The organism is Paenibacillus intestini, assembly GCF_030803945.1.
Classification (GTDB): domain Bacteria; phylum Bacillota; class Bacilli; order Paenibacillales; family Paenibacillaceae; genus Paenibacillus; species Paenibacillus polysaccharolyticus.
The window spans coordinates 174,637-188,026 of the sequence record NZ_JAURUN010000010.1 but is presented as its reverse complement, the minus strand read 5'-3'; the positions used below and the strand labels follow the sequence as shown (position 1 = coordinate 188,026).

At 45.6% G+C, this 13,390-nt stretch carries 10 protein-coding genes and 1 riboswitch; of the genes, 7 read left to right on the top strand and 3 right to left on the bottom strand.

Translation table 11 applies throughout. From position 1 onward, the window contains the following. Positions 1-3: 3 nt before the first annotated feature. The gene (locus J2T16_RS23175; protein WP_221786776.1) at positions 4-1,050 is read right to left on the bottom strand and encodes a helix-turn-helix transcriptional regulator; all 1,047 of its coding nucleotides are present in this window, start codon (positions 1,048-1,050) and stop codon (positions 4-6) included. Positions 1,051-1,146: 96 nt separating this feature from the next. On the opposite strand from J2T16_RS23175, the gene J2T16_RS23170 reads away from it, so the two are divergent. The 7 genes from J2T16_RS23170 (at position 1,147) to mmuM (ending at position 9,941) form a co-directional block, all read left to right on the top strand. After that, complete coding sequence (locus J2T16_RS23170) at positions 1,147-1,590, top strand: VOC family protein (RefSeq protein ID WP_221786777.1); 444 nt, start codon at positions 1,147-1,149, stop codon at positions 1,588-1,590. Between the two features lie 301 nt (positions 1,591-1,891). Continuing rightward, positions 1,892-2,812, top strand: a complete 921-nt coding sequence (locus tag J2T16_RS23165) for a methyl-accepting chemotaxis protein (RefSeq protein WP_221786779.1) — start codon at positions 1,892-1,894, stop codon at positions 2,810-2,812. A gap of 232 nt (positions 2,813-3,044) precedes the next feature. After that, a complete protein-coding gene (locus tag J2T16_RS23160; RefSeq protein WP_499019364.1) occupies positions 3,045-4,757 on the top strand; it encodes a spore germination protein in 1,713 nt (570 codons plus the stop codon). Between the two features lie 85 nt (positions 4,758-4,842). Continuing rightward, positions 4,843-5,943: a GerAB/ArcD/ProY family transporter gene (locus J2T16_RS23155; RefSeq protein WP_221786783.1), complete on the top strand. Its 1,101-nt coding sequence runs from the start codon at positions 4,843-4,845 to the stop codon at positions 5,941-5,943. After that, positions 5,940-7,142 carry a Ger(x)C family spore germination protein gene (locus J2T16_RS23150; RefSeq protein WP_336121830.1) on the top strand — a complete coding sequence of 401 codons (1,203 nt, stop codon included), beginning with the start codon at positions 5,940-5,942 and terminating at the stop codon, positions 7,140-7,142. The genes J2T16_RS23155 and J2T16_RS23150 overlap by 4 nt, the downstream gene beginning before the upstream one ends. 137 nt (positions 7,143-7,279) lie before the next feature. Beyond that, positions 7,280-7,381, top strand: a riboswitch (SAM riboswitch). 92 nt (positions 7,382-7,473) lie between these two features. Further along, entirely contained in the window at positions 7,474-8,868 is a 1,395-nt protein-coding gene (gene mmuP, locus J2T16_RS23145; RefSeq protein WP_499019376.1) for an S-methylmethionine permease, read from the top strand. Then, on the top strand, positions 8,865-9,941 hold the full coding sequence (gene mmuM, locus J2T16_RS23140; protein WP_499019362.1) for a homocysteine S-methyltransferase: 1,077 nt from the start codon (positions 8,865-8,867) through the stop codon (positions 9,939-9,941). The genes mmuP and mmuM overlap by 4 nt, the downstream gene beginning before the upstream one ends. Positions 9,942-10,074: 133 nt before the next feature. Here mmuM and J2T16_RS23135 read toward each other — a convergent pair whose 3' ends face one another. Together J2T16_RS23135 and J2T16_RS23130 are read right to left on the bottom strand one after the other, a co-directional pair. Continuing rightward, positions 10,075-12,303 carry an ABC transporter permease gene (locus J2T16_RS23135; RefSeq protein WP_499019361.1) on the bottom strand — a complete coding sequence of 743 codons (2,229 nt, stop codon included), beginning with the start codon at positions 12,301-12,303 and terminating at the stop codon, positions 10,075-10,077. Positions 12,304-12,483: 180 nt separating this feature from the next. Continuing rightward, positions 12,484-13,242, bottom strand: a complete 759-nt coding sequence (locus J2T16_RS23130; protein ID WP_499019360.1) for an ABC transporter ATP-binding protein — start codon at positions 13,240-13,242, stop codon at positions 12,484-12,486. Positions 13,243-13,390 lie beyond the last annotated feature (148 nt).

Sequence of the window (13,390 nt, the reverse complement as noted above, 5' to 3'; positions counted from 1 at the left end):
GCATCAAATACACTCCAACAAATTTAAATAGTATTGTCTCAACGATTCCTTCAACATCTCAGGCTCAACAATCTTAATGGAAGTACCGTACCCTGCAAGGTAGCTCACAATGAACTCCAGTTCATGAGGTTCATAGGTTCCGACGAGCAGATAGAATCCGTCTTGTTCTTCAAGGCGCATGGAGGGATAGTGGTTTTGCTGAAATTGCTCCATGCCCGCCTCACTGATCCTGCATTGAAACGAAATAGCTTGTTCGGAAGGTTTCCATAGGGATTGGAGATGTTCACTTTGTATTTCAGCAAGGTGTGAGACAGGTTCGATATGCGTTAATACAGCCGAAATGATTCGATCACAGCGAAATACACGGTACGCTTTTTTCTTCAGATCGTATGACTGGCAATACCAGTACCCTTTAATGGAATATAGCGCAATGGGCTGTATAATACGGGTGCTGGTTTTTGTTTTGGAAACTGCTTCTGACTGATCATGGTAATCTTCCAGATTCTCTTTCGTAGGCTCTTTGTTCTCAATAGAAACTGTGACTTTACTCTGCTCCGCCGCACTCCTGTTTTTGTCATGATACGTAATTTGAATAACGATCTGCTGTACTGCGGCATTTAATAGAAGCTCCAGATGATCACTGTCTTTGATCTGTTCGGTATGTTTAAAAGCAACACGCTGTTGAATGTTATGAATGTTTTCTTGCTGTCTGTCTGATAATGCTGCCATAAATTTCTTATGAACAGATTCAAATGTGGTTCGAAAAGGCAAACTGGTGAAGCTGCGAAGAGCCTGCATAGCGAAATACAAGGCATAGAGCTCATCTGTATTAAAAGAGATCGGAGGCAGTTGCATCTGCTGAAGTAGACGGTAACCGCCATAACGTCCGTACTCCACATAGATGGGCGCACCCATCTCTTCCAGAGACGCAATATCTCGTAATGCGGTTCGTTTGGATATTTGAAACTCTTGCATTAAGTCAGGCAGCGTGAAGTGCTGTTTATGATTAATAAAGCGAAGCATATGGTGTAGACGTTCAGTCTTTTTCATTTGTTCGCATCTCCTCTTCTCAATGGTGCCATCTATTGGCACCTTTAGTCGTTATAGTAATAAGTGTAAGACAGACAAATGAAGGAGGCAAGCCACATGAATGTTGAAGTTATCCCCTTTCTCTCGATGAACGGAGAGGCGGCAGAAGCAGTTACATTTTACGAAAAAACATTGGGTGCAAAAGTGTTATTCCGAAAAAGCTACAAAGAAATGAAGCAGATGAGTCCCGATTTCACGTATCCTGACGGTCAGGATGAGTACATCACCCATTCGGTGCTGGAGATCGGAGCGAACAAAATCATGATTGCGGAGGAAGCGATGGATACGGAGAGACCTTGGGAACTGGGAAACAGTACATCGCTGTGCATTCAATCTCAGGATCAAGGCCAAATGGATGGACTATACGAGGCGTTGACGCAACATGAAGGGGTGAAGGTGCTTGTGCCTTATGCAAGGAATGAATTTAGTCCCGGCTACGGGATTGTCCGTGATCCGTTTGGTGTTGTCATTCAGTTATGTGTAACGGTACATGATTTCTAAGTTTTTAGGTCAACTTATATAGAATAAAGTTTCCAGAAAAAAGCAAGTTATGATTATCCATAACTTGCTTTTTATGTTGCTTTATGTTCCCACAGATCGTGAATTATGACCCAGAGTATGAAGGTTGTATGTACACAAAAAAATATTTTTTGGGATTCGTGCAAATTAGTGATCCAAAAGTCCCGAATTCGGGTATCATTACTAGGAGTCAACGCATCGCATGAATACATCTGTCATGAACGGCATGAAGTAATTAAATGCAACACTTTATTGACTATGGGACGGATTGTGGGGGATTTGGATGTCTTTATTGGAGACGGGGCGGCAAGATCAGGTGACGGACGATTTAGTGGTCAAGGCGATGGAGAAAAGTTTGGCGATTATTCGCTTCGACTTAAACCGTAGGGTTACATACGTGAATGATGTATTTGCTTCAAGAATGGGGTATACCAAGGAAGAGATGTATGGAATGCAACATCGGCAACTATGCTTTGCAACATTTACAGATAGTCCGGCATATGAGGAGTTCTGGAGAAGTATTTTGGCCGGGAACAGCTTTCAGGACAAGATTGAGCGTATGGATGCCAAAGGCCAATCGGTATGGCTCGAAGCTACATACATGCCCGTGTTTGATGCGTCGAATCAGAAGGTGCTTGGCGTTTGCAAGATGGCTACGGATATTACGAATCGCCAAAATAACATTACAGCCGTTGTTCAGGAATTGAAGACGCTATCTCAAGAGCTGAATGAGCAGGCAGGGGCAGGGATTGGCCGAAGCCATGAATTAATGTCCAGCGTTTCTTACATCTCGGAAGTATCTGCAGCTAACCAATCTACGCTAACCCATCTGCAAGAACAGGCTGGCTCCATTCAAGGCGTGGTGCGAACGATTCGGGAAATCTCTTCTCAGACACAATTACTCGCGCTCAATGCAGCGATTGAGGCTGCACATGCAGGAGAGTTCGGCCGAGGATTCGATATTGTGGCGAAAGAAGTGCGCAAGCTGTCAGCCATGGTGGAGAATTCAATTAATGAGATTCGAGACAGTGTAACAGGCATCACCAAAGAGATTACCAATATTACCAATGGTACGAAAAAGGTAGAGGACTACGTGCAACAGAGTCACGAAAGAATTGAGATTGCGTTAAATGATTTCAAAACGATCGCGGCCGCGGCCACTTTACTGGATGATAAGGCACAGCATGTAACCCGAATTGTGTAAGCGAAAAATAAATACGGTATGAATTCCAGAACGATTCTGTGCTCATGGCAGGGTCGTTTTTTTGCTGTTTGGATCATATTCCTCGCAAATCAAAGTGGTCGTTAACCATCAGGCAAGAAAGTGTTCTATTGCATATCCTGCCAAAATCACGGAATTTTTATGGGTAAACAGGACACAATAAGCCGGGAATACCTGTGGTTTGATTTTACAGAGAAGGGAGGATGGATGGAGGGTGTGGTCAACGATCTTATCTTATGTACCGAAATGGACCATCTGGGCACAGGCACTCATGGTGTTTATTGTACCGATTATGATATATTTCACGACCAACTGGTTCCATACGGCAATCAAGCGGGGCAGCTTCTCTCGCAAAAATAAAATGACTCTTTCCCCGAAAGATATTTCACCAGCGGAAGCGGGCATCGGGCCAGGCACAGAAACGGGGCACTATGCCAACATTAAGTTAACCGGAATATACACGACAGATCTGATAACGGTTCGAGAGACGTTTGGCAAAAATGCAGATGTACATATTCGAGAGTTCACCATTCGAGGAACGAACACGAGAGCGGCGATCATGTATACCGAAGGGCTTACGGATACAGATCTGATCGACCAATATTTAATTGAACCTTTGATGATTAAGGGAATACCTGAACTCAAACAGGAAAGCTTCCTTCATCCTGAACAAGCAGGCTTCCTGTCCACGTATCTGAAAACTCAGATTCTTCCCGTCAGCGAGGTTCAGGAGACAGAGTCTCTACAGAAGCTTGCAAAAAGTGTATTAACGGGCAAAAATGCCTTGCTAGTGGATGGCATGCCGGGAGCCATGTTGATCGGAACGTCCAGATTAAAGACGCGCGGGGTGGATGAACCCTTATCGGAAGGTCTGTTACGCGGACCGCGTATCGGTTTTACAGAGGAGCTTAGTGATAACACGGGCATTTTACGACGTTATGGAAGCGATCAGAGTTTGTTTATCGAAAAGCTTGAAGTGGGCAGCCGGATCAAAAAAGACTTGGCTATTGCTTATATTCAGGATATTGCCGACCCTAAACTCGTAACCGAGGTTATGAAACGGGTGAAAAGTATTGATATGGACATGATGCTGGAGTCCGGTTATGTAGAACAACTGATTGAAGATGATGCCTTGAGTCCTTTCCAGCAGATTCTGAACACGGAAAGACCTGACCGCGTCATCGGTGCTTTACTAGAAGGGCGTGTAGCTATTTTGCTGGACGGAACTCCGTTTGTTCTGGTTGTGCCGGTCACCTTCAGCATGCTACTTCAATCTCCTGAAGACTACTATGAACGCTGGATTCCAAGTACGTTCCTTCGAATTCTACGTTTTATGGCGGCTATGTTAGCCTTGCTTGCTCCGGCGCTTTATATCTCTTTCATTTCGTTCCATCCAGGTCTGATTCCAACGAAACTGGTATTAACGATTATTGAAACCCGTTCGGGCGTACCCTTTCCTTCCATTATCGAGGCTTTAATTATGGAGCTGTCCATTGAGATTCTAAGAGAGGCCGGGATTCGTTTGCCCAAACCTATTGGACCTGCAATGGGAATCGTTGGTGGTCTGATCATCGGTCAGGCAGCAGTACAGGCAGGTATTATAAGCCAATTTCTAGTTATTGTTGTAGCGGTCACAGCGATTTCGTCCTTCACCATTCCAGTGTATAGTGCGGGATTAACGCTCCGTTTGCTCCGTTTTGCCGCCATGTTTAGTGCCGCGGTGATGGGATTGTATGGTGTGGTCATGTTCTTCTTGCTGATGTGCACACATCTGGCTCGACTATCCAGCTTCGGAGTGCCTTACATCGCGCCAGCGGTTCCGTATCATTTGAGTGATTGGAAGGATTTTGTCATCCGCGCTCCGCTTAACATGATGAGAAGACGCCCTGCCATGATGAATCCGACCGATGATGATCGGAAGAAATAATGAAGTTTGAAGTGGATTTTCGTGCAAAGCAGTTCTGTGCAGTCCAGTTTCGTACAATCCACAGATGGTCTGGAGGTGCTAAGAAGTGAATGACTCCCAAGTAAAAATAAGCACGACACAAGCCGTGGTCATTATCGTCAATTACATGCTTGGTGCAGGCATATTGACACTGCCTAGGACAACCAGCAAAGCTGTCGGAACACCTGACGTATGGATTTCTATCCTCCTCTCCGGGCTGATTATCACGGGTGTGGGAATCATTCTGGTGACCTTATGCCGACGTTTCCCGGAAAAGACCGTTTTCCAATTCACTCGGGAAATTACGGGGCGCCCGATTGCTTACATACTGGGCTTTGCGAACATTCTTTATTTTATGGTGATTGCCGCCTTCGAAATTCGGGTGATGGCTGACGTTACCGGAATGTATCTGCTCGAACGTACCCCTACTTGGGCCATTGTGATGGTGTTTATGTGGATTGGAATCTATCTGATCTCTGGCGGACTTCCAGTCATCGTGCGTGTGTTTGAGATCATTTTGCCGATTACCTTGGTCATATTTGTGATGGAAATTTTGCTTAGTAATCAGTTGTTCGAGATCGGTAATCTCAGACCTGTACTTGGAGAGGGCATCATGCCTGTTGTTAAAGGGTTGAAACCTTCCTTGCTCTCATATACAGGTTATGAAGTGATGCTGGTCATTACGGCATATATGCAAAATCCGAAGAAAAGCAATAAGGCCATGACTTGGGGGCTGGGCATATCTACATCGATTTATTTGATCACGGTCGTTATGGTCGTTGGCAGTTTATCGCTCGATGGAATTAAAACGAGAACCTGGCCAACGCTGGATCTGGTTCGAAGTTTTGAGATTCAGGGTTTGATCTTTGAGCGCTTCGAATCATTATTGCTGGTCATCTGGATTTTGCAGATTTTTTCTACATTTGCCATCACCCATTATTGCGCTTCTGTGGGGATTCGTGATCTGTTTAAAGCTAAAAAGATGCGGACCATTATGTACTGTCTTCTACCGTTTATCTATTTGGCAGCCATGGTTCCCAAAAATGTATATGAAACATTTGCACTAGGTGACATGCTGGGCAATGCATCTGTCGTTTTGTTTGCCATCATGCCTTTGGTATTGTTACTGCTGAGCATTATTCGAAAAAAGGGAGGTAAGCATGCATGATTCCAATCCGGTGGATGCGTATCATCTCTGCGTTACTGATTCTCGGTCTGATCTCCGGGTGCTGGAGCAGCCGGGAAATTGAGGATTTGAGCCTGTATGTTGGTCTCGGCATTGATGTTGGCAAGGAAACCGAGTTTGAGAAAAAAATAGCAGCCCAGAGAGGGGGCTATCCCAAAGAAGATAATGTCACCGCAACCGTTCAGATTGCTCCAGGGAAATCGAGTGGTCAGCAGAGCGATGAGGGAGGGTCACCTTCTTCTGGAAAATCATCCTACTCCAATGAACAACTTACCGGGGATTCGTTGCTTCAAATATTTCGTCAGTTTTCCTTACGCCGAGATCGTCCGCTCATTGGACATCATCTGAAAGTTATCGTGATTTCCAAAGATATTGCTAAAAAGTATGGACTACAACAGTTGCTTGATTTTGTGCTGCGGGATAACGATATTCGCCCCAATTGCCTTGTGCTGATTAGCCATCACCGTGCGCTGGATGTACTCACTTCGAGAGATCCTTCCCGGATTCCAGCCTTTTATCTTACGGGTATCACAAATAATTCGTACATCTCCAATAAGATACTGGAGCCGGTTTCGCTAGCCAAACTGGATGCGGAGATGCAGTCTGGATCCAGCTTTTTGCTTCAAAATGTGTTGAATGCAGATGGCGAGGATAAATTTTCAGGAGGCAGCATCTTTAAAGCGAAAACAACGAAATATATCGGGGAGCTTAGCCAAACCGACCTGGAAGCATTATCTTGGATTAAGCCCAAGGAAAAGGCGGGCGGGGTCATTAAAACATACAGTAAAGAAGGCTTCACTGTCCTCTATGAAATTAAGAAAAAGACCACAAAAATCATTCCGAAGGTAGTTCGAGGGGACATCTCATTTCACGTCAAGGCAGAGTCCGAAGGCTGGCTAATGGAGGATTGGCGTTCCCCTGAAAAAGAAGAGAAGGGAGCCTATCTGAAGGAACTGGAGAAGGATTTTGCCAAAATCGTAGATCAACAGATCGATCAAATGCTCTATAAACTCCAGCATACGTATAAAGCTGACGTTGCCGGTTTTCGGGACAGCATTCGCATCCATTATCCAAAAACGTGGAAAAAGGTAAAAGATAACTGGGATGAAGTGTTTGCGACAGTACCTATTACCTATGAGATTAAAACGAGTATTATAAATCCGGGTTCCTCTACAGAGTAGCTCTATACTCCCGTTCGCAAAAACTTTATGTGTTAATTTCAGCACAAGAATATGGAAAGCTCTGCTTGGGTCGGTTATCGTGTTTATTTAAATGTTGACACATCAGGCAGCAGTCGATATAGTTATACAAAATCATTTTCTTATCCAGAGAGGTGGAGGGACTGGCCCTTAGAAACCTCAGCAACAGATCTGAAGGATACTGTGCTAATTCCAGCGGGTGAAAGCCTGATAGATAGGAGCGTTTGTTTTTATTTGTCAGTTACGGCGCACTCTTCAGGAAAGAGTGGGTCTTTTTTGTTTGTTCTGGATGAAGAAGCAGGGAGCAGGTTATATGGAGAATAGTAACGATAAAGGCCAATTTCAGCGAAAAATGCAAACGAGGCATGTAGTTATGCTCTCTCTTGGTGGCGTCATAGGAACAGGACTGTTCCTTAGCTCAGGGTATACCATTCAACAAGCCGGACCGCTCGGTACGATTTTGTCCTATTTGATCGGTGCTTTGGTGGTGTACCTGGTGATGCTCTGTCTTGGCGAACTGTCTGTGCATATGCCGGAGACGGGTGCATTCCATAGTTATGCGGCTAAATACATTGGACCAGCGACAGGATACACGGTGGCCTGGCTGTACTGGCTTACTTGGACCGTAGCGCTCGGATCAGAATTTACAGCCGCAGGACTGCTTATGCAACGCTGGTTTCCGTCTGTGAACGTCTGGATCTGGAGTGCGTTGTTTGCCGTGATGATCTTCCTGTTTAATGCGTTCACGGTAAAACTTTTTGCCGAATCAGAATTTTGGTTCTCCTTGGTGAAAGTGATGACGATTGTCATCTTTATTATTCTTGGTGGTGCTGCCATGTTTGGTATTATTCCGATGGCAAATGCTGAACCGGCTCCGTTCTTTTCCAACATTACAGCGTCTGGGTGGTTCCCATACGGGGCAACTGCGATTCTGATGACGATGCTGGCGGTCAATTTTGCCTTTTCGGGTACGGAACTGATTGGTATTGCCGCAGGCGAAACGGAAAATCCGGAAAAAACCATTCCGAAGGCCATTCACACCACGCTGTGGCGTTTGATTATTTTCTTTATTGGCACGATTGTTATTCTGTCAGCATTGCTTCCGATGTCAGATGCGAGCGTGCTGGAGAGTCCGTTCGTTGCTGTCATGGAGCGGATCGGTGTTCCATATGCAGCCGACATCATGAACTTTGTTATTTTAACGGCGATTCTATCCGCAGCGAATTCGGGGTTATATGCTTCATCACGGATGCTCTGGTCATTGGCGGATAAAAAAACCATCTCTCCATGGTTTGCCCAGTTGACCAAACGCGGTGTGCCGTTCAATGCACTTGTGCTTAGTATGGCCGGTGGTGCACTGGCTTTACTGTCCAGCATCATTGCACCCGGGACGGTCTATATTACACTTGTATCCATCTCGGGTCTTGCTGTGGTAGTTGTCTGGATGAGCATCAGCGTGTCTCAATACATGTTCCGTAGACAGTATCTGCGGGAAGGACATGACGTGAAAGACCTGGTTTACCGAACGCCGCTGTATCCATTTGTGCCTATCGTTTCATTTGTATTGTGCCTCGCATCCTGCATAGGTATCGCTTTTGACCCAACACAGCGGATTGCTTTATACTGTGGTATTCCATTCATTATTTTGTGTTATATCGTGTATTATTGGACGGATCGTACGAAGAAGAAAAGAGGGCTGACTTCATGACTCAACGTGAGCAAACGAATGATATAAATGTGGTTCAACGTATTCTGGACGAGTATCGAATTATGATTCTGGATGGAGCACTGGCGACGGAACTGGAACAGCATGGCTGTGATCTGGATGACCCGCTCTGGTCTGCACGTGTGTTGCTGGAGAACCCGGATGTTATCGTGAACGTGCATGCTGATTATTTCCGAGCAGGGGCAGATTGTGCAATTACCTCCAGTTATCAGGCAACAGTGGAGGGTTTCCGCAAGCGTGGAATCGGAGAAGAGGCTGCCCTGGATCTGATTCGAAAAACAGTGGAACTGGCGGCGAAGGCCAGAGATGATGTATGGGCAGAAGTGCAGGGAGCCACAGTAGCTGAAGGTTCAACAGGACAGCTTGTTGACATTTCTTCGGGACGAGCCGAGAACGTGGGGAACGAGCAGAGTGAATATCGTACTGGTGAACACACTAGTGGCGAGAAGTTGCGTCGTCCGCGACCTGTCGTTGCTGGCTCTGTCGGCCCATACGGTGCCTATCTGGCAGATGGTTCGGAATATGTGGGACATTACGGTGTATCAGATGAGACACTGGCTGCATTTCACCGACCTCGCATGGCTGCGCTAATTGAAGCAGGAGCTGACATTCTGGCCTTCGAGACGATTCCTTCGTTGCAGGAGGCTCGTGTTCTTGTAGAATTGCTTAAGGAGTTTCCAGAGGCTTATGCGTGGCTTTCTTTTTCATTAAAAGATGGGACAAGCATCAGCGAGGGAACATCGCTTGAGGTATGCGCACAGACATTTGGCTCTGAACGGCAGATTGCGGCAATCGGCCTGAATTGCGCTCCAATGGAAGTGGTCACGGAAGCCATTGGTATCCTGCGCCAAGCTTGCGATAAACCAATCATCGTGTACCCGAATTCAGGTGAAACCTACGATGCCGAGACCAAAACATGGAGTGGCCAAGGTTCCTGCGGAAGCATGAAGGACGCATCAGAACAATGGGTTGCCGCTGGTGCTCAGATTATTGGTGGATGCTGCCGGACAACACCGCATCAGATCAGCGAGCTGGCAAAGAAGTGGCGTAGTTAGTAGACCGAATTTTTTTATAGAACAAACCTGAATAAGAACATAAAAATATATATAAACCTAAAAAACTTATATAATCTCCAACAGCCCTTACCTTTTTTTAATAGGTAAGGGCTCTTTTCAGATTTTTTTTAGGTTATTCAATAACTAACATACGTGGTGATGCCTTGCGAATTTCCCGGGATGCCAGCCAGCATCCGATTGCTGCTGCCAATATACTCAAACAGGCGAATAGCAGAATGCCCCATCCATTCAGAACCAAGGGAAGGTGTACGATTCCATATCCTGAGAGAACTTGTTCAAGTAGCCGGGGAAGAAGGTATACACCCGCAATAACACCAAACATCGAACCAATCAGGGATAACGATGCGATACCAAACGTGAGAGATGAACGAATACTACTGGATGTCATACCTATTGATTTGTAGATGCCATACGTCATGTTTTCTTTGCGAATACTGATCCGGCAGGTACTGAAGATGATCATAAAGGTAACGATGATGAACAGTAGACCAATCAGAGCCATTGGATATATAAGAATGTTTGCCGCTTCTGCAAAAACGGAATCCAGCAGTGTTTTTTGCGTGACGATGGAAGCAGAGTCTCTGAACCGCTCATTCAGTTGGGCTGCAATTGCCCCTGCTTGTGATGGGTCGGTGACATTAATAAAGGCAACATCTACATCACTGTAACTTGGATTTACGTTCTTAACCGCCTGAACGGTGATTCTCCCGGATACCGACATGTTTGCGATTGCTTGATAGATACCCGAAATGATGAATGTGCGCTTCTCTCCTTCAACGTAAAGATCGATAAGGTCTCCCAAATCCTTGTTTAACATCTTGGCCACACTGACTCCGATTGAAATTTCATTCTCGCGTTCAGGGTTATTTCCTCTTAACGTCTCGAATCCGGAGTCCTTATAGCTCCCGTCCAATACACCCAAATAAAGACTGATCGATGGACGGGTTGTATGGTTTTCCAAAACTTCGGAGGGAATTACGCCGGTAAGGTTTCCCTGCCAGCCCACATTTTTGATGCGGTGATCTTCTTCCAGTACACGTTGAAGTGCTGCTTTTGGAAATGTCGTTTTGTCTACGACCACAGCAGCAATGTTGGCATTGTCATACCCCCATTGGGCTGCCGTCTGATTGATTCCGATGATGCTGGTCAGAACAACATATCCGAAGACAAGAACGGAAGCGGCTACTGATGTCAGAAGGAGCATTAAGACGGAACTTTTGCTATTTTTGATCAAACTACGTAAACCGATGACCCAAGAAACAGGCTGCTTTCCAAATGAAGCGATATGTGCTAGTGGTGAATTCATTCGTTGCACCATGCGTACATTGTCGCTCTCCGACATACCGTACCGAATGGCCTGAACAGGCTGGATCGTGCGAGCTTTTTTGGCGTATAACACGACAAATGCAATAACCAAGACGAGTAACAGCAGCCCTACAACAATAGCAGCTCCAATGCCCTCAATTGCAAGATCACCCTGGTCAGTCCGCAGGGATGATACGGAGATGTTGATGATGAATTTGGAGACGAATACGCTGAGTACCACCCCGGGAAGAACGGCGATGATGGACAACAGGGCATATTGAATAACGTAGGTAGCAATGGTTGCTCGGGAGGTCAACCCAAGCGACTTGAGGATACCTATCGTTTTGTAGTTGGACAGAATGGCATCGGATATGGTGAAGCCAATCGTAATGAGCGCAATCATCATCATGACGGTCCCTAAGAATATCATAATGAAACCGATGATCTGGTTGATGATTAGATAGAAGGATGAGATACTTTCGAATTCCATTTTGGTTTCCAGAAATGGAGCACCCATCTCGCTTGTATAGCGGTCCCAGTAGCTGGGGCTCGTACTGTAATCATCAAAATGTATGCCCATCATGTGATGTTCTTTGCCTGCAAGCGTGCTGAAATCATGTTGATAATCGCCAGGGTTCATCCAGATTCTTGCCGTATTGCTGAACGGTGCTCCGTAAGGAACATCTACAACAACCGCTGATACGGTGAGACTTAGCGTAGAAGGTCCCGTTCTGAATTGAACGACATCACCGACATTAATGTTATAACTGTAGGCCATCGAAGTAGGAATCCATACATTTCCTTGTGCGGGAGACGGGCTTTCTTTACCGGATGCAAATACGAGTTGATCTACATTCCATGGAGGTGGAGGGGTGTTCATCATATACAGATAAATGTTGGGGATATCCACATTATCCAAGGTCATGCCTGACAACGTACGGTAAGTAAGCAAAGGCGAGACCTGAACACCGTTCTGAGCGGCCCACCAGTCATACACCGTTTGGGGATCATTTAGATCTTTTTCGAATGTCAACATCTGATGCGATCCGTTTGTTCGGCTATGCATTTCCTTGAACTGATGACCTGTGTTCGCCAAAATGATAACGGAAGTGCACACGAGAAGGGTGGAAAGTAATATAAGCAGGGTAATAAACAGGTTTTGGATTTTATTTTGAGTGAGATAAGAAAAACTCAGCTTCAGGATGGCAGCCATAAATTACTCCTTCCCCGATACAAAAGCGAAGACAATGGACTCCCGCTCCGGAATTTGATGCTCGTGATATTTGTCGAATTCCAGAATACCGCCGATTTTACCATCCTGGATCAAGATCAGACGATCAGCCCGGCAAGCGGCTTGGATGTCATGGGTTACCATCACGACGGACTGTCCTTCCCGGTTCATATCTGTCAGGATGTCGAGCACCGCTCTTCCATGTTCGAAGTTTAAACTTCCGGTAGGCTCATCAGCGAACAGGATATCCGGTGAATTGATGAGTGCACGGGCAATCGCAGCCCGTTGTTGCTGACCCCCGGAGGTCTGGGAGGGCAGGCGATTGTGTTGTTCATAGATGTCCATGTCGCGCATAAGTTGTTTCGCCCGCGCTTGAACCTCATTTTTTTTGTTTCTGGCGATGTACCCGGGAAGAGCGATGTTTTCGTGAATAGAAAGGTCGGGAACAAGGTTGATGCTTTGATAGATGTACCCGATTCGACGTGTGCGGAATGCAGACAATTCTCGTTCGCTATAGGTATCAATACGTTGATTTTGAAAATAAACCTCGCCAGCAGTGACTTGGTCCAGTCCACTCAGTAAATATAACAGCGTAGATTTGCCTGAACCGGAATTACCCATGATCACAGTGAAATCCCCTTCATAGATATCGAGATTAACGTTACGAATCGCATGGTACTGTTCATTCCCGGTCTGGTAGGTTTTACACAAATTTTTGGCACGAATGATGGATGTTTTGTTCAAGCAGATTCACTCCCCGTTGCAGTATATCGTTCATCATAAAGGGAAGATATTGAGAAACCCTTATCCAAATATAAATAAAGTATTACAAACCTAGGACAGCTCAGAGTTAAAAAGGTATTCATGATCAGTATCCCTTCATTGCTATTTG

Bases quoted from the DNA above. Each gene is read 5' to 3' on its own strand.
- mmuP (WP_499019376.1), top strand. From the start codon at position 7,474: ATGGAGAATAGTAACGATAAAGGCCAATTTCAGCGAAAAATGCAAACG.
- mmuM (WP_499019362.1), top strand. From the start codon at position 8,865: ATGACTCAACGTGAGCAAACGAATGATATAAATGTGGTTCAACGTATT.
- J2T16_RS23150 (WP_336121830.1), top strand. From the start codon at position 5,940: ATGATTCCAATCCGGTGGATGCGTATCATCTCTGCGTTACTGATTCTC.
- J2T16_RS23170 (WP_221786777.1), top strand. From the start codon at position 1,147: ATGAATGTTGAAGTTATCCCCTTTCTCTCGATGAACGGAGAGGCGGCA.
- J2T16_RS23135 (WP_499019361.1), bottom strand. From the start codon at position 12,303: ATGTTGACATTCGAAAAAGATCTAAATGATCCCCAAACGGTGTATGAC.
- J2T16_RS23175 (WP_221786776.1), bottom strand. From the start codon at position 1,050: ATGAAAAAGACTGAACGTCTACACCATATGCTTCGCTTTATTAATCAT.
- J2T16_RS23165 (WP_221786779.1), top strand. From the start codon at position 1,892: ATGTCTTTATTGGAGACGGGGCGGCAAGATCAGGTGACGGACGATTTA.